Origin of the sequence: Bacillus sp. V26 (assembly GCF_034296245.1) — a bacterium.
GTDB lineage: Bacteria > Bacillota > Bacilli > Bacillales > Bacillaceae > Bacillus > Bacillus halotolerans.
This window is the reverse complement of record NZ_JAXKQF010000008.1, coordinates 124414-140738: the sequence shown is the minus strand read 5'-3', so window position 1 is coordinate 140738 and position 16325 is coordinate 124414. Positions and strand designations below refer to the sequence as shown.

Annotated in this window: 14 protein-coding genes and 2 pseudogenes; 7 read left to right on the top strand and 9 right to left on the bottom strand. The window is 43.4% G+C overall.

The annotated features are described in order from the left end of the window. Positions 1-313 precede the first annotated feature (313 nt). Together UJ203_RS19415 and UJ203_RS19410 are read right to left on the bottom strand one after the other, a co-directional pair. Positions 314-1576 carry a glycoside hydrolase family 18 protein gene (locus tag UJ203_RS19415; protein ID WP_322013327.1) on the bottom strand — a complete coding sequence of 421 codons (1263 nt, stop codon included), beginning with the start codon at positions 1574-1576 and terminating at the stop codon, positions 314-316. Positions 1577-1715: 139 nt separating this feature from the next. Then, a complete protein-coding gene (locus UJ203_RS19410) occupies positions 1716-2390 on the bottom strand; it encodes a GntR family transcriptional regulator (RefSeq protein WP_059291861.1) in 675 nt (224 codons plus the stop codon). A 252-nt stretch (positions 2391-2642) separates the two neighbouring features. Here UJ203_RS19410 and UJ203_RS19405 point away from each other — a divergent pair, with 252 nt between their 5' ends. Then, entirely contained in the window at positions 2643-3380 is a 738-nt protein-coding gene (locus UJ203_RS19405) for a sulfite exporter TauE/SafE family protein (RefSeq protein ID WP_044161595.1), read from the top strand. A gap of 40 nt (positions 3381-3420) precedes the next feature. Here the strand turns inward: UJ203_RS19405 and UJ203_RS19400 are convergent, their stop codons facing one another. From UJ203_RS19400 to UJ203_RS19390, 3 genes are all read right to left on the bottom strand, one after another. After that, complete coding sequence (locus UJ203_RS19400; protein WP_024120381.1) at positions 3421-4626, bottom strand: Bcr/CflA family efflux MFS transporter; 1206 nt, start codon at positions 4624-4626, stop codon at positions 3421-3423. 198 nt (positions 4627-4824) lie between these two features. Beyond that, on the bottom strand, positions 4825-5148 hold the full coding sequence (locus UJ203_RS19395) for an AzlD domain-containing protein (protein WP_322013322.1): 324 nt from the start codon (positions 5146-5148) through the stop codon (positions 4825-4827). Then, positions 5145-5870 carry an AzlC family ABC transporter permease gene (locus tag UJ203_RS19390; protein WP_322013320.1) on the bottom strand — a complete coding sequence of 242 codons (726 nt, stop codon included), beginning with the start codon at positions 5868-5870 and terminating at the stop codon, positions 5145-5147. The genes UJ203_RS19395 and UJ203_RS19390 overlap by 4 nt, the downstream gene beginning before the upstream one ends. A gap of 118 nt (positions 5871-5988) precedes the next feature. Between UJ203_RS19390 and UJ203_RS19385 the strand changes: the two genes are divergently transcribed. From UJ203_RS19385 to UJ203_RS19375, 3 genes and pseudogenes are all read left to right on the top strand, one after another. Continuing rightward, positions 5989-6546: a helix-turn-helix domain-containing protein gene (locus UJ203_RS19385; protein ID WP_044161601.1), complete on the top strand. Its 558-nt coding sequence runs from the start codon at positions 5989-5991 to the stop codon at positions 6544-6546. Between the two features lie 82 nt (positions 6547-6628). Continuing rightward, positions 6629-7122, top strand: a pseudogene (locus tag UJ203_RS19380) (MarR family transcriptional regulator). 15 nt (positions 7123-7137) lie between these two features. Continuing rightward, positions 7138-7767, top strand: a complete 630-nt coding sequence (locus tag UJ203_RS19375; RefSeq protein ID WP_322013317.1) for a nitroreductase family protein — start codon at positions 7138-7140, stop codon at positions 7765-7767. Between the two features lie 40 nt (positions 7768-7807). On the opposite strand, the pseudogene UJ203_RS19370 reads toward UJ203_RS19375, so the two are convergent. The 3 genes and pseudogenes from UJ203_RS19370 to UJ203_RS19360 form a co-directional block, all read right to left on the bottom strand. Further along, a pseudogene (locus UJ203_RS19370) lies at positions 7808-8088 on the bottom strand (SDR family oxidoreductase); the annotation flags it as partial. Positions 8089-8125: 37 nt separating this feature from the next. After that, a complete protein-coding gene (locus UJ203_RS19365; protein WP_322013315.1) occupies positions 8126-10783 on the bottom strand; it encodes an MMPL family transporter in 2658 nt (885 codons plus the stop codon). Continuing rightward, positions 10780-11238, bottom strand: a complete 459-nt coding sequence (locus tag UJ203_RS19360; protein WP_024120373.1) for a MarR family transcriptional regulator — start codon at positions 11236-11238, stop codon at positions 10780-10782. Before UJ203_RS19360 ends, UJ203_RS19365 begins: the two co-directional genes overlap by 4 nt. Before the next feature lie 167 nt (positions 11239-11405). Between UJ203_RS19360 and UJ203_RS19355 the strand changes: the two genes are divergently transcribed. The 3 genes from UJ203_RS19355 (at position 11406) to abc-f (ending at position 15443) form a co-directional block, all read left to right on the top strand. After that, positions 11406-11915 (top strand): DinB family protein, encoded by a 510-nt coding sequence (locus tag UJ203_RS19355; RefSeq protein ID WP_322013312.1) that lies wholly within the window; start codon positions 11406-11408, stop codon positions 11913-11915. A 178-nt stretch (positions 11916-12093) separates the two neighbouring features. After that, a complete protein-coding gene (locus UJ203_RS19350) occupies positions 12094-13473 on the top strand; it encodes an amino acid permease (protein WP_105955106.1) in 1380 nt (459 codons plus the stop codon). A 320-nt stretch (positions 13474-13793) separates the two neighbouring features. Beyond that, positions 13794-15443, top strand: coding sequence for a ribosomal protection-like ABC-F family protein (abc-f, locus tag UJ203_RS19345; protein ID WP_322013310.1), 1650 nt, complete (start codon positions 13794-13796; stop codon positions 15441-15443). Positions 15444-15496: 53 nt separating this feature from the next. On the opposite strand, the gene UJ203_RS19340 is transcribed toward abc-f, so the two are convergent. Then, the gene (locus tag UJ203_RS19340; protein ID WP_322013308.1) at positions 15497-16318 is read right to left on the bottom strand and encodes a sugar phosphate isomerase/epimerase family protein; all 822 of its coding nucleotides are present in this window, start codon (positions 16316-16318) and stop codon (positions 15497-15499) included. Positions 16319-16325 lie beyond the last annotated feature (7 nt).

Genomic DNA, 16325 nt, shown 5'->3' with positions numbered 1-16325 from the left:
GCGGTTTTACGGCTATCAATCCGTTACGATAAAGGATATCACCAACGCTGCCAGCCAGTGAAATGACAATTTTCCGGGAACTCAGGGCTGCTCGAGGCACCGCAGTCAAAAAAATACGCCTATGTCCTCCTTTGTGTGAGAATGGCATTTATCTGCTTCTTATTTTCAACACCGTGAACGATTATCATCTGGTTTTAACGAAGCATCTTAGAGATAATGCCCGATGCGAGAAACAACGCAAGGCAGGCTGAGACGGTAAAGGCATTCAGCAGCCGCTTACAACATCACTAAAAAGACACCGTGCCCGGTGCCCTTAAACCTTTCTGATCGTAAAAAATTTCCGCAGAAGCCACGGTGCTGGTGTGAATCCGAGTGTTAACTGCCAGGCGCCTATTGCTTGTAATCCATATTCGCGGACGATCAGCATCTTTTGGCTCATGCTCCTGACATCTTCAAACCATACCTCATGCGTCCGTCCCTGCTCATCTCTGTAGCGAAAAAACGGCGATTGATATTCGTTTGAATATTGAATAGGGGCTTGGTACCTCATCGCTGTTTCAATTGATTTTTGATTTGAGATAGCTGAAGCCACTGTTCCCGGCTGGTAAGGGATAATCCAATTGTAGCCGTAGAGCGGGACTCCGATGATGATTTTTCTCCGCGGCACCTGGGCAATCGCAAATTCAATTGTTCTTCTTATTTCAGTAATCGGCGCAACAGGCCCCGGCTCGCTTCCCGCATGATGCCAGTCATACGCCATGATAAACATATAATTGACAACCGCTCCGATTCCTCCATAATCATAGCCCCTAAGCCACGGAATATCATCGCTTGTTTTTGCCGGAACCGCTATGGTCAGCACATACCCTCCCGGCTGCAGACGATCTCTCAGCTGACGCAGAAATCCTGTGAACAGATCCCGATCTGCGGCGCTCACTTGTTCAAAATCGATCGTCACGCCGCCATATCCCCTTGTGGATACCAAGTTATAAATATTGTTAACCAGATTGGTTCTTGCAGTAGGATTGTTTAACACTTGGTGTACGAGTTCCGTGCTGAAGCCTGCTGAGGTCAGATTTGTTATTGTTGCAAGCGGCGTCACCCGTCTTCTCCATGTGGTTTCAATAGCGGCTGTATCATTCAATTGATTTGCAATGTCGCCATTAGGCGCAATATGGTATTCGAAAATGGAAATCGAAGACGAATACGGGGCGTAATCATTGATTAAATCACGATCTAGATCCGGATTACGGAGCACGTAAAAGCTTAGCGTCCCCGCAATATAGTTTGAGATATTAGGAATCGTCAGTCTCATTCCTGCTTGCAAGGCATTTGGATTTATAGCGGGATTTGCGGCTCTTAGCCGTTCTGCCGGAACAAACGCTTTTGCTGCAATAGCTCCGAGCGTGTCTCCCGGCTGTACTGTATATACATAAAGAGGGATGAGCAGAGCCTGCCCCGGCACAATATTCGTTTCTTCTAAACCATTTACACCACGTATTTGATCAACAGAAGCACCGTATCTTCTGCCTATGGAAAACAAAGAATCACCCGGCCGGACGATATGGATAAACATGTCTAACCCCCATTATTCGTTAGTCAATCATCATAGAATCTTATTAATGGGCTTCCTTATATATGATTTACGATTTATTAAAGTGATGAGAGCAATAAAAAATACCAAGGACTCATCCTCGGTATAATGTACATGTCATTTAATTTTCTTTTCCTTCTTCAAGCACACGCTTCAAATGTTCTGAATCATGATTGAAATGAGCCATCATATGTTCTTTGGCTGCTTCTTTGTTTCTCTTTTTTACTTCTTCAAATATGCTGCGGTGTTCACGCAGGATCGTTTCAGGGCGGTTGTCCCCTTTATAATTAAGGATTCTGCAAAAGTGAATCAGATCGTTTACATGCTCAAGCAAGTTTTTTAAATGTCTGTTATGGCTAAAATCGACAAGCAGCTGATGAAACTTTTGGTTTAAGCTGATCATTTCAGTTTCTTCCGCTCCGTTACGAATAGCGTTTTCTGTTTCTTCAAGCTGTTTTTCAAGCGTTTGAAGCTCTTCGTCATTCGCTTCGTCTATGACCAATTCGACAGCAAGCAGTTCGAGAGGAATTCTGATTTTATAAATTTCATCTACATCTTTAGCGGTTAAAGAAGCGATTGAAAATCCATTCCGGTCATCTGCTCTTAACAAGCCGTCTTTCTCAAGCAGCCGCATAGCTTCCCGTATCGGAGAGCGGCTGACACCGAAACTTTTAGCCAGCTGTGTTTCATTGATCCGTTCCCCCGGCTTAAAAGTTCCGTTAAAAATCATTTTTTTCAGCTGGAAATAAAATTGCAGGTAATAAGGAGTCGGCTTGTCTAATTTAAAATCATCCATATAAATAATACCTCTTTTGAATAGATTCAGGGGCTGTTCTTCATCAAAATCATATAACAGATGATAAAGGGAAGCAACAAACTGCCTTGTCAAATTCCAAAATTTGCGGTACGATATTTTTGCTAAACGACGGTCGACGGACTACTGTAAACCAGTGAGATGATCCTCTCATCGGCTGCCGGACACTTCGCCTCAGCTACAATCACTCAGATTCATTACATTTACAGCTCAGAATACAATGGAGGAAAAAGTATGCTCATTATTCTTGTTATGTTTCTTCTCGGAATCATTTTAGGCTTTATTGGTGCCGGGGGAGCCGGCTTTGTTATTGCTCTTTTAACCCTTGTTTTCCATATTCCGATTCATACAGCTTTAGGCACTTCCCTCGCCGGTATGGCTTTCACCAGCTTATCAGGGGCCTACAGCCATTACCGGGAAGGCAACATCCAATTGAAAATCGGTTTAACGGTCGGATGCTTTGCTGCTGTCGGGTCATTTTTCGGGGCAAAGCTGACATCTTTTATTCCCGCCGATTTGCTTCATTATTTGACAGCGGGAATGTTATTTTTATCAGCGATTCTCATTTTAATCAGATTATTTATTTTAAAAGAAAAACCTCAAGGGAATCAGAGCAATGTTTCTATGTATACAAAAGCCGTGATTTTAGGAATCGTATCAGGCATACTTTCCGGCACATTTGGCATCGGTTCTGCTCCCTTTATCCAAATCGGTTTAATGATTATGCTGAACCTTTCCATCCGTCATTCTGTCGGAACGACGATGCTTGTCATTATCCCTCTTGCTGTAGGCGGAGGTATAGGGTATATCACGGAAGGATTTGTTGATTATGTGTTGCTGGTCAAAGTCTTGATCGGAACCATGTGCGGTGCGTATGTTGGCGCGAAATTCACCAATCTCATGCCAAAGGCCGTCTTGAAATCAGCAATCTTTTTGACTCCGGCCATCGCCGGCCTGCTTTTGCTATTTTAATAAGATCAAAAAAACCTGACATGCCGTCAGGTTTTTTTGATTAATTCTGCTTCACGCTCTCTTTAGTTAATCTAAAAAAGGCGAGCGAACCGATAACTGCTGTAACAAACATGATCGCTCCCATCGGAACAGCTGTCGTCTCATCAATGCCCACAAGCGGCGAAACGATGGAGCCAAGGAGCAGCGGGAGCATTCCCAGCAGCGCACTTGCACTTCCGGCGCGGTGCCCCTGTTTTTCCATGGCCAGCGTAAATGTGCTCGTCAGAACCATGCCGATCGTAATCATATAGACAAAAATAGAGATAACCAATGCAGCGAGAGGACCGTGAATCATCGTCATTGTTAAAAGCACGGCAGTCGCAATCATAGCTGTAATGACCGCCATGCGGAGCAGGCTTTTTTCATGAATGATTCCGCCAAAGCGCCCGATAATAAAGCTTCCCGTAATAATCGCCAGGCCGTTAATGCCGAATAAAATACTAAACACCTGCGGCGACACCCCGTAAATATCCTGGTACACAAAAGGCGTACCGGATACATAAGCAAAGCTTCCTCCGTGAACAAATCCGACAGTTAACGCGTAGCCCATAAAAGAACGATCCTTCAGCAGGCTCCCCATTGTTCTGACAGATGTTCCAATTGAGCTTGGAATCCGCTTTTCTGGCGGCAATGTTTCTTTTAGCCTCAGCGCAATAATCAGTACAAGTACAAATCCGATGATCGTTAAAAAGTGAAAAATCGTATGCCACGTTGCAAACGGCAGCAATAAAAGAGCACCGCCTGTCATTGGCGCAATCATTGGCGCGACTGCGGTAATCACCATTAACAGTGAGAAAAATTTAGAAAGCTCTCTTCCTGTGAACACATCCCGCACGATTGCCCGAGACAGCACAAGTCCTGCAGAGGCCGTAATGCCCTGTAAAAAACGGGCTGCCACTAGTGTTGTAATGTTTGGTGAAAGCGCACAGAACAGAGAAGATAACGCAAATAAGAAAATACAGATTAATAGCGGTTTCCGTCTTCCCTGCGCATCACTGACCGGCCCGACAATCACCTGGCCGATGGTAAGCCCGATCAGACAGGCTGTTAAACTTAACTGTACAAGCGAGGCACTGGCCGATAAATCATCGGCAATGTCAGGAAAACTAGGCAAATACATATCTATATTAAGCGGGCCCAATATAGCAAGCATGCCGAGCAGAAATGCCAATGCCAAACGCTCTTTTCCAGTTGGATTTTGCAGCATTCTATCAAAACCTTCCCTTCAATCTATTATTTATCTGAAACAGATGTCACTCCAACAATTGATTGAAGCTGTAAAACATTTGTATATTGTACCATAACTTTCAGTCAGTGAAAGCCGCTTAATGATTGAATCAGAGACACAAAAAATACCAGGGTTTGATTCCCCCTGATATCGTGAGTTTTGATGTAAGCAGCTGTTTTATACCCCTAAGCGCAAGCCGGCCATTAGAACAACACCGCTGATGACTGTCATAGACAAACTTTTTGTTTTCAGTGCAATCAATAGAGTAGGAATCAATACAACAGCTGCCTGCCAATTCAATTTCAGAGAATCATTGGATTGAATCATGCAATCCTTCACAACAAGTGCCGTCAATATACAAACCGGCACATAGGAGAGCCATTTCAGCACAGGCTCCGGCAAGGAAATATTCCGTACAACTAAAAATGGAATCACGCGGGGAATCATTGTGACCAGCGCGCAGCCGATAATCACCATCAGGATGTATGTATTTATGCTCATTTATCTGTCACCACCCCGATTGTCGCTACGATGATCGTTGACATGATCACAGCGAGATGTGATGGCATAAAGAAAGAGAAAACAATCATCGCAATCACCATATAAATAATGAGAGATACATAGTGTTTAATCTTTGCAGGCACAACATGTTCCATCTGCAAAATCAGCAGTGCTAAAAACATAGCCGTCACCGCAAAGTCGAGTCCGAACGTTTCCGGATTGGTAATCCATTTACCAAAGACCGCCCCTGCCACACAAGAGAGCACCCAGCACGCATATGCAGTGAGATTTAAACCGAACATCCATCGATCACTAATTGGTTCTTTTTTTACAATCTTATTTGAAGCAACACCGAATGATTCATCTGTCACCATCATGCCGATCCCCACATTTTTCACTAGCGAATACTTTGAAAAATGAGGAGCAAGCGCGGCACTTAATAGAAAATTTCGTAAATTCACGATAAACGTTGTCAGGATAATAGCGGACATCGGACTGTTCGCTGCTAACAAAGCACAGATAACGAACTGGGAGCCGCCGGCAAAAACCAAACCTGACAACAGCGTAATCTCAAGGACGCTTAAATGCGAGGCAATCCCCACGATTCCGGCAGCCAAACCTATACTGATGTAGCCGATCAGCGTTGGGACACAATCTTTAAACCCTTGTAAGAACGATGGCTCGCAAGTTGGGGCATGAGTGATTTCCTTCTCTGATATCATTCTGATTCTCCTCCTCGTCTAACATATTATACACATATATGTTATAGCTTACAACTGTATGTAATAGCTGATTTTAATATGTTATAATAAAGTGAATATGACGTAAGGAGATACATGTATGGATGATATCCAAGCCATTATCGCAAAGAATCTTGTCAAACTCAGAAAAAGCAGAAACCTGACTCTTGATCAAGTTTCTGAGTTAACGGGCGTCAGCAAAGCGATGCTCGGACAAATTGAGAAAGAAAAATCGACCCCGACTGTCACCACTCTCTGGAAGATCGCAAATGGGCTGCAAGTATCTTTTTCTGTTTTTCTGAAAGAAGACAAGCCGAAAGTAAGAAAAATTAACCTTAAAGATATTGAACCTGTTACAGATAATGAAGAAAACTACATTGTTTACCCCTTTTTTCCCTACAATCCTGAAACAAAGTTTGAAATTTATGTTGTCGATCTGAAACCGGGATGCATACATGAAGCAAAAACACATTTAGGAGAAGAATACATTTTAATCAAAGAAGGCGAGTTAACCGTCAATCTGCAGGATCAGGAGCATTCGCTGGTACCAGGAGACGCCATGCAGTTTACGGGATCCACGCCGCACAGCTACATCAATTCATCACAGAAAACGGCCAGCTTTTTTCTGCTGATGTTTTATCCTGAGCCGCAAGGATAACAAAAACCTCCCAACTTATATGTTGGGAGGTTTTTCAAATGTGCAAATGGCTTGCAAATTGAAATCAATCGTTGTATATTAATTGACGTGTCAATCATTGATATATCAATTATTTTTTTGACAAGAAAGAAGGGATGGGTTTTGGCATCATTTTGTTCTGAGGAAGCCGAGATTTTATATCAGCTGCAAGGCGTGAACAAAGTGATTGGCGTGAAGTTCGAGGCATGCACGGGCATCAGCCAATCTCGTTTGGAATTGCTGACATTGCTTTATCATGCGGATGAGATCAGTCAAAGCGACCTTCAAAAGAAAGTCAATATCGACAGCGCGGCCGTCACAAGACACCTAAAACAGCTTGAAGCCAAAGGCATGGTATCAAGACGGCGCAAGCCCGAAGACAACCGGATTACCCTTGTGCGGTTAACAGATCAAGGAAGAAAACGAATCGAGTCTTCTAAGAAAGAAAAGGAGCGTTTCATGAAGGAAATGCTCGCAAATGTAAGTGCTGAAGAGCGCCGCGTGCTTATTAATGTGCTTGGGCGCATGCGAAACAATATAGATAATATCGAAGCTTAAAAGGAGTGTATCAACATGATCAAAACAAACGATTTTATGGAAATTATGAAAGGACGCCGTTCCATTCGCAATTATGATCTGACAGTGAAAATCAGCAAAGAAGAGATGACAGAAATCCTAGAGGAAGCTACAACTGCGCCATCCTCTGTCAACGCGCAGCCATGGCGTTTTCTCGTCATCGACAGCCCGGAAGGAAAAGAGAAGCTCGCGCCGCTAGCAAGCTTTAACCAAACACAGGTCACAACTTCATCTGCCGTCATCGCTGTTTTTGCGGACATGAACAATGCAGACTACTTAGAAGAAATTTATTCAAAAGCCGTGGAGCTCGGTTACATGCCGCAGGAGGTAAAAGACAGACAAATCGCTGCCCTGACTGCTCATTTTGAAAAGCTTCCGGCTCAGGTGAACCGTGAAACGATCCTGATTGACGGCGGCCTTGTTTCTATGCAGCTTATGCTGACTGCACGCGCGCACGGCTATGACACAAACCCGATCGGCGGCTACGATAAAGAAAACATCGCGGAAGCCTTCGGATTAGACAAAGAGCGTTATGTGCCTGTTATGCTTCTTTCCATCGGAAAAGCTGCAGACGAAGGATACGCTTCCTACCGTCTGCCGATTGATACTATTGCAGAATGGAAATAAAACAAAGCTCCCAAGAATGACTCTTGGGAGCTTTTTCATTTTAAATAAATCCGCCGTTCACACAGATCGTCTGGTCTGTGATCCATTGGGATTGTTCGCTCGTTAAAAAATCAATCACATTTGCGATATCTTCCGGTACCGCATTAATGGTGATTTGTTTCACGGCTAATGCTTTGGCGAGCTGACGGGCCTTTTGTTCCCGCATATGCTGTATGTCGGAAACATTTGACCGACAACAGATGTAGAAAAGTTGATGATTCTTCCCTTTTCCTCCATTGCTTGCTGACAGGTGAAAAACGTACCTTTGACATTTACAAAAAAGAGTGATGAACAAATGAATTGTCACCACTCTTTTTTTCTATTCTTTATTTTTCTTTCTGCCAAACGGCCACCAGTTTCCTTCTCCAAATGTCACAATGATTGCCGGCATCAAGAGCGGAAGAATGACAAGGCCGTACAGCAGCAGCCCTATAATGACGACGCTTGCCACCTGCATCAGCGTATTAACGCCTGATGGCATCATCGCCGCGAATGTACCGGCTAAAATAATAGCCGCGGTGATGATGACAGAGCCCATTTTGCTCATTGACCTGATGACACCTTGATGAATGCCAAGCTGAACCTCTTCTTTAAAGCGGTCAAGCAAGAAGATCGAGTAATCTACCCCTAACGCGATCAATATGACAAAACTGAAGAACGGTACCGCCCAGCTGACTCCATCATTGCCCAAGATATTCACAAAAATCAATTCCGTCATTGATATTGAAGTGTAATACGTAAGCAGCAGTGAAGCGATCATATAAATCGGCATCACCATTGACCGGAACAAAACGGTCAAGACGATAAACAGCCCGAGAATCATGATGACCATCGTTCTGGAGAAATCCGTTGTAGACAGCTCTTTTAAATCGGCATTGACGCTTGTTACCCCGCCGTAAACAATTTGAGTGTCCTCCAGAGGCGTACCGCCGACTTCGCCGGCTACCGCTTTTTTGATCTGGTTTATGGTCGTAATCGCTTGTTCTGAATACGGGTTAGAATCCAGGACCACGCTTAATTGCACTCCCTTGCCGTCTGCAAAGGAATACCGATCAATTGATTTCTTAAAATCCTTATCTTTCATGACTTGATCAGGAATAAAAATCCCCGTATCCCGAACGGTTGAGCTTTTGCTCATGTCCTCTAACATATCACTGGATGCCGTAATCCCGTCGGTGATTTTTGTCAGTCCATTATTTGCGCTCTTCACACCTTCAGCAAGCTGATTCAGGCTTTCTGTCAGCGTTCCGGCTTGTTTCTGCTGGCCTGAAAGCTGCTCATTTGCTTGCTCAAGGCCGGTTTGAATTTGTCCAAGCTTTCCGCTGATTGCTGTGAGCTGCGGCACCGCCTGTGCGGTATTGCCGGTTTGAGAAAGCTGTTTGCTGACTAGCTGCAGCTGCTGATTGATTTTGCCCAAGCCGTCAGCCGCATCGCCAAGTGAACCGCCGGAGCCGCTATTTGAGGCTGAACCGGTTTGCCCTGCCATTTGATTCAGTCCGTTTTCTATATCCGTTAAACCGCTTTGGACATCGGCAATTCCTTTTACCGTCTTATCCAACCCGTCTGACACCGAGCCTAGCTGTTTATCAATATATAAATCTTTGATTTTTTCACCTGTCGGCTGGGTAATGGTCATAACGGAATCAACATGTTCGACTTTCTCAATGGCTTTGCTGATATTTCCGAGATAAGGGATCGTCTCAGCGGTAGTGAGATCCTTGTCTCCTTTTATCACCACATTCACCGGAAATGCTTTTCCTTCACCAAACCCATCCTTAATGGCTTCAAGACCTTTGATGGATTTGTAATCGCTGCTGATTTCCGCCGTTGAATCGAATGAAATCTGGTCATCATAGGTCAAAATGAACGGAAGCGTGATGATGACTGTTATGACGAGAAACAGAAACGGACGGGCAACAGAATGTCTGCCGAGAAACGCCCACAATTTATTGTCATTGTGCGACAGCACTTTCTTAGACGGCCAGAAGAGCTTTTCACCGAGCGTCACCATAAATAAAGGCAGCAGAGTGAAGAGGATGATCATTAAAATGCCAACCCCGACAGCAACTCCCACAGCTGATTGGAAAATGGCGAACTTCGCAAAACCCAGGGCAGAAAACCCGATCAATACCGCAAACCCGCTGATAAACAATGTTTTTCCGCCTGTACGGTAAGCAATAAGGGTTGCCTCTTTTTTGTCATGCCCGTTTGCCAGTTCTTCACGGAAACGAGTCAGAAGAAGAATACAGTAATCTGTTCCAATCCCAAACAGGATGGCAACTAAAAAGGTTTGGGTAAATGTCGAAATAGGAAAATCAACATTATAAACTAAAATGCCCAGTATAGATTGACTGATTACATACGAGAAACCGACAATCACAATCGGGATAAAAGGCGTCACAACAGAGCGGAACACGATCAGCAGCAAGCCGATAATCAAACAGACTGTGATCACTTCCGTTTTCTTAAGCCCATCCTCTGAGCTGTGCGCAAAATCCTGATTGATAAGAGACGCTCCCGTAATATATGCCGTCAAATCATCGGGAACGATTTGATAAATATCATCAGCAATACTTTCCGCTTTCTTATCAGATCCGGTGACCGTTACAGGAATAAGAATGGTTTTCTTATCCTTTGAAATCAATTGATCTTTGATTTCTTTTTCACCTGTCAGCGGAGATGTTACCTCTTCAACACCTTCAATCTTTTTGACGTTATCGATCATGCTGCGGAGCTGATCCTCTGTATCTTTATTTAGCGCACGATCTAATGGAAAGACAATGCTTATCGAATTATTGTTTTCTCCGGCTTTTTTCAGAATAGCATTTGCTTTTTCTGAAACGGAATCAGCCGGCAGCTGTGACTGCCCCTTTTGATTGGCCAGCTCCGTTAAGTTGGGAGAAAATAAACTCAATATAACAGTCAGCGCTAAGATAACCGCCGCAATGGCCCATTTGAATTTGACAATCGATTTCATTCTGGAAGATCCCCTCCTTTAAATTTGCTTTTTAGAATGGTAAATATGTCAATGAATGATTGTAAGTGCTCCTCATCTATATCGTGCATCAGCTCTTTGAGCGCGTTAAAGATAGCTGAATCCAATTCTTCGATAATGCTTTCACCGTTTTCTGAAATTTTGATTCGTTTCGTGCGTTTATCACTTTTTACCGGACAGTCATCCCACTCAACCAATCCCTTTTCCAGCAGCTTCTTCAATCGGTTAGAAATCGCGCTCTTATGCACGTTTTGATACATGGCCAGGCTGCCGGGAGAAGATGGACCCTTGACTTTTAAAATTTTTAACAGGTCGGCCTGTTCTCTGGAGATGTGTTTGAATACATCCTGATCGACTTCATGATGTACAAACTCTGTCCCTTCAAGTAAAACTTCTACGAAAAGATTTATCGCTTGGCATAGCTTCTGTTCATTCAACGTTTTTCCTCCTGCATTTTAGTTTACATCCCTAAACTTTCGATCGCCGCTACATAGTTTATCCCTCTAAACTATGTTCTGTCAATACATTTTATTCACAGAAAACTCCCTAAAGAATGTTTGTTCGTATACAATAGAAACAATAGACGCGAAAGGGGAAAATTCACATGTCTGATCTAGCATTACAATTGTATGAATATAACGTATGGGCTCATCAGCAAATGTTTAATCGATTAAAAGAGCTTCCACAGGAGGTTTATCGTCAGGAGATCCAAAGTGTGTTCCCGTCAATATCCCATGTATTGTCCCATGTTTATCTTTCTGATCTCGGCTGGGTGGAAGTGTTTTCCGGAAAAAGTATGAACCATGCTTTGGCATTAGCTGAACAGCTTAAAGACCAGACAGTGGCGAAGGAACTAGCGGAAATGGAAGCCCTGTTTCTAAAATTGTCCGAGCGATATACAGCTTTTTTCAAGCAAAAGGAACAGATCCATAAACCCCTTCAGATTGAAAATCCCGCCGGCGGAATCATGAAAACGACTGCTTCTGAACTGGTGCCGCATGTTGTAAATCACGGGACATATCACCGCGGCAACATAACAGCGATGCTGCGTCAGATAGGGTACGCATCTGCTCCGACTGATTATGGGTTTTATCTGTATATGAAAAAATCATAAAATGGCGTAAACAAAAGCGGCTCCCACGATTGAGCCGCTTTTTTCGTATCCTGTGATGAATCGATAAACCTTAAAATTTCCTTCCATATTTCCTGTATAGTAAAAAAGATAGAAATTTTAGTGTTATAATAGTATCTAAAAACATGTTTAAACAATTTTCAATGGAGGAACACACAAAGTGACAGACGACAAGACGCAAGATCCTAATATAAATCAGCAGAAACTGTCGAGAGGCCTGAAAAACAGGCACATCCAGCTTATTGCGATCGGCGGAGCCATTGGGACAGGCCTGTTTCTCGGCTCGGGAAAATCGATACACTTTGCAGGACCGTCAATTTTATTTGCTTACATGATCACAGGGATCATTTGCTTTTTAATTATGAGATCGCTTGGAGAACTGCTGTTGTCTAATCTGAACTATCACTCTTTTGTTGATTTTGTTCAAGATTATTTAGGCGATATGGCCGCATTTATCACAGGCTGGACCTACTGGTTCTGCTGGATTTCGATCGCGATGGCCGATTTAACTGCGGTCGGGCTATATACCCAGTATTGGCTTCCCGGTGTGCCGCAATGGGTTCCGGGCTTAATCGCTCTTATTATTTTACTGATTATGAACCTGGCTACCGTCAAGCTGTTTGGAGAATTGGAATTCTGGTTTGCATTAATTAAAGTCATTGCCATCTTGGCGCTGATTGTGATCGGTCTTTTTATGATTTTCAAAGGCTTTTCCACAAGTTCAGGTGTCTCCAGTTTCTCAAATCTCTGGAGCCACGGAGGCATGTTCCCGAATGGAATACACGGATTTATCCTCTCGTTCCAGATGGTTGTGTTTGCCTTTGTCGGCATTGAACTCGTCGGGCTTACAGCGGGTGAAACAGAAAACCCTGAAAAAGTCATCCCTAAGGCGATCAACAATATCCCTGTAAGGGTGCTGCTTTTCTATATTGGGGCGCTTCTTGTGATTATGAGCATCTATCCATGGGATGTCATCAATCCTAGCGAAAGCCCATTCGTACAGGTCTTTGTTGCAGTCGGCATCGTCGGGGCAGCAAGCATTATCAACTTTGTTGTATTAACGTCAGCTGCCTCAGCCTGCAACAGCGCTGTATTCAGTACAAGCCGCATGGTCTATTCACTGGCGAAAGACAAAAATGCGCCAGAATCAATGGCGAAACTGACACCGCGCAAGGTACCGAGAAATGCATTGTTCTTTTCAGCTATCGTGATTTTAATCGGTGTCACATTGAACTACATCATGCCGGAAGGCGTATTCACCTTGATCACAAGTATTTCCACCGTATGTTTTATCTATATTTGGGGAATTACTGTTATCTGCCATATGAAATACCGTAAAACAAGACCTGAATTGGCGAAAGCAAACAAATTTAAGCTGCCGCTTTATCCATTTACGAATTACTTAATTTTGGCGTTCCTGGCGTTTGTCCTTGTTGTACTGGCATTAGCACAGGATACTCGGGTTTCCTTATTTGTTACACCGGTTTGGTTTATTTTGCTGATTGTGATTTATAAAGTAAGAAAATTAAAGCAGCAATAACCCTTTTAAGCTCCTGCCTCAGAAATGAGAGCAGGAGCTTTTTTGATGAAAATGACCTTTGCTTTCGAATTGAAAAATATGCTATATTGTTTGTAATAAATTGAGAAGGGATGATGGGTGGACAATGATTAACTAATCTTATTTTTAACGTTTGAAATCGCATATTTCAAATCATAAAAAATAGGATTAGTCTGCCCATTTTCTAAATACGTACGCGCTATTTCTGAAGAATAGCTTATTTAATCATGGCAAAGGCACGGCTAATCCTTCCAAAACATTTGGGAGGATTTTTTTGTTCTCCCTTAAAGCGAGGGATATAGATGAAAGAACAATTAAAACTAATAAACGTCAGCTATGAAGTGAAGGATCTTACCGTTTTTAAAAACATAAATGCCAGCGTTCAGCAAGGCGATATCATTGGGATTATCGGCAAAAACGGAGCTGGAAAATCGACGCTGCTTCATCTCATCAACAAGGACTTAATTCCGTCACAGGGACAAATCCAATGGATGCAGCACGGCTTAAAAACGGTGCTGGTTGAACAGGAAACTGAATCGTATTCCTTTGAGAATCAGACACCTGCCGAAGTGAAACTGCTGGAGAAATGGAACGTGCCAGCCCGTGATTTCAGCCAGTTAAGCGGCGGAGAAAAACTGAAAGCACGGCTGGCAAAAGGGCTATCAGAGGATGCAGACCTTTTCCTGCTGGATGAACCGACAAACCATCTTGATGACATAAGCTTGCAATTTCTCATTCAGCAGCTGAAAAATGTTAGCGGCACTGTCATTCTCGTTTCACACGATCGGTATTTCTTAGATGAAGCTGCCACGAAAATATGGTCAATCGAGGACCACACACTGACTGAATACAAAGGGAATTACTCTGGTTACATGAAGTTCCGGAAAGAGAAAAGACTGACCCAGCAGCGCGAATATGAAAAGCAGCAGAAAATGATTGAACGGATTGAAGCACAAATGACAGAACTCACTTCATGGTCAAAAAAAGCTCACGCACAATCGACGAAAAAGGAAGGGTTTAAAGAATACCATCGTGTAAAAGCAAAGCGCACAGATGCCCAGATCAAATCGAAACAAAAGCGGCTTGAAAAAGAACTCGAAAAAACAAAGGCTGAGCCTGTCGATCCGGAATATACTGTTCGTTTTTCAATTGATACAACTCATAAAACAGGAAAACGGTTTTTGGAAGTTCAACACCTGACGAAGTCATTTGGCGAAAAGACACTGTTTCAAAACGCCCGCTTTACGATTCAGCACGGAGAAAAGGTTGCCATTACAGGCCCGAACGGCAGCGGAAAAACAACCTTATTGAAAGTCATTCTTGGACAGGAAACGGCTGAGGGAAAGGTGTGGATATCACCATCAGCAAAAATCGGTTATTTAACACAGGAAGTATTTGATTTGCCTTTAGAACAAACACCGGAGGAGTTATTTTATCAAGACACGTTCGAGGCGAGAGGAAATGTCCAGAATATCATGACGCGATTGGGATTTACCGCTTCTCAATGGACAGAACCAATTCAACATATGAGTATGGGCGAGCGTGTAAAGTGCAAGCTGATGGCTTATATCTTAGAGGAAAAAGACGTGCTGATATTAGATGAACCGACCAATCACCTCGACCTGCCGTCACGCGAACAGCTGGAAGAAACACTGTCACAATACAGCGGCACACTGATTGTGGTATCACACGACCGTTATTTTCTCGAGAAAACAACGAACAGCAAACTCGTTATTTCAAACAATGGTATCGAAAAGCAATTGAATGACGTTCCTTCAGAAAGAAATGACCGGGAGGAGCTTCGTTTAAAGCTTGAGACAGAAAGACAAGAAGTGCTGGGAAAGCTCAGTTTTATGACGCCAAATGATAAAGGGTACAAGGAGCTGGATCAGGCATTCAATGAGCTTACGAAACGGATGAAAGAGCTTGATCATCAAGATAAAAAAAGCTGAGCGGGAATGTTCAAGCGGCATTAAAAAGGACAACAGCCGTTGTCCTTTTTTCTTTATATTTTCAAGCCTTCCCATGACCTTAATGTCTCTAATGATGACTTATAATACCCTGCCACTACTTCCAAATAGGCATTTCCTTTCACCGGAGTAAACGGATCCGGTCCAGCCGCCACCATCTCCATAATTATCGGGCCTTTATAACCGATAAAATTAAGCGCTTCGATTTGCTCTTTGAGATTCGCATGGCCGTTGCCGATCGCCTGGCGATTTGAATCAGCCACGTGATAGACGCCGAGTTTCTGCCCTGCCAATTTAATGGCCTTTACAGGATCAGCTTCTTCTATATTCATATGATACGCATCGAGAAGTACTTCGAGATTGGGGCTGCTGACATCACGAATGAATTGTAAAGCTTCTTCACAAGTGACCACTTGGTGATTTTCGTATCGGTTCAGTACTTCAAATACCACCTGAATCTGTAATTCCTCCGCTTTAGCCATGATCCTTTTAGCGCTTTTGACTAGTAAACTCCAATCCCTTGTATCATCACCGCTCCCTCTCACTTTGCCGACATCGCCGTGAAGACAGATACGGGGGGCGCCTGCATCCGCAGCCCAATCCAGTAAATCCAAAAAATACTGTACAGCCTTTGACCGAACTTCTTCATTCACACTTGAAATATCCACATTCCTTGGCGTTACCGATAAAACCTTTACTTGATGAGCAGCCAATGTTTCGGCAATGTCTTTCGGATTCAGCGAAATATCCCCTTCGACCTCAACCCCATCTACTCCGATTTCTGCAGCCAGCCGGCATTTTTGTTCAAATGGAACGCTGCCGAAAGTCCATAAGCATAACCCATATTCTCTTCCCATATTGAAA

Bases quoted from the DNA above. Each gene is read 5' to 3' on its own strand.
- UJ203_RS19400 (WP_024120381.1), bottom strand. From the start codon at position 4,626: ATGCTGCAAAATCCAACTGGAAAAGAGCGTTTGGCATTGGCATTTCTG.
- UJ203_RS19365 (WP_322013315.1), bottom strand. From the start codon at position 10,783: ATGAAATCGATTGTCAAATTCAAATGGGCCATTGCGGCGGTTATCTTA.
- UJ203_RS19375 (WP_322013317.1), top strand. From the start codon at position 7,138: ATGATCAAAACAAACGATTTTATGGAAATTATGAAAGGACGCCGTTCC.
- UJ203_RS19410 (WP_059291861.1), bottom strand. From the start codon at position 2,390: ATGGATGATTTTAAATTAGACAAGCCGACTCCTTATTACCTGCAATTT.
- UJ203_RS19390 (WP_322013320.1), bottom strand. From the start codon at position 5,870: ATGATATCAGAGAAGGAAATCACTCATGCCCCAACTTGCGAGCCATCG.
- UJ203_RS19405 (WP_044161595.1), top strand. From the start codon at position 2,643: ATGCTCATTATTCTTGTTATGTTTCTTCTCGGAATCATTTTAGGCTTT.
- UJ203_RS19415 (WP_322013327.1), bottom strand. From the start codon at position 1,576: ATGTTTATCCATATCGTCCGGCCGGGTGATTCTTTGTTTTCCATAGGC.
- UJ203_RS19385 (WP_044161601.1), top strand. From the start codon at position 5,989: ATGGATGATATCCAAGCCATTATCGCAAAGAATCTTGTCAAACTCAGA.
- UJ203_RS19355 (WP_322013312.1), top strand. From the start codon at position 11,406: ATGTCTGATCTAGCATTACAATTGTATGAATATAACGTATGGGCTCAT.
- UJ203_RS19340 (WP_322013308.1), bottom strand. From the start codon at position 16,318: ATGGGAAGAGAATATGGGTTATGCTTATGGACTTTCGGCAGCGTTCCA.
- UJ203_RS19395 (WP_322013322.1), bottom strand. From the start codon at position 5,148: ATGAGCATAAATACATACATCCTGATGGTGATTATCGGCTGCGCGCTG.
- abc-f (WP_322013310.1), top strand. From the start codon at position 13,794: ATGAAAGAACAATTAAAACTAATAAACGTCAGCTATGAAGTGAAGGAT.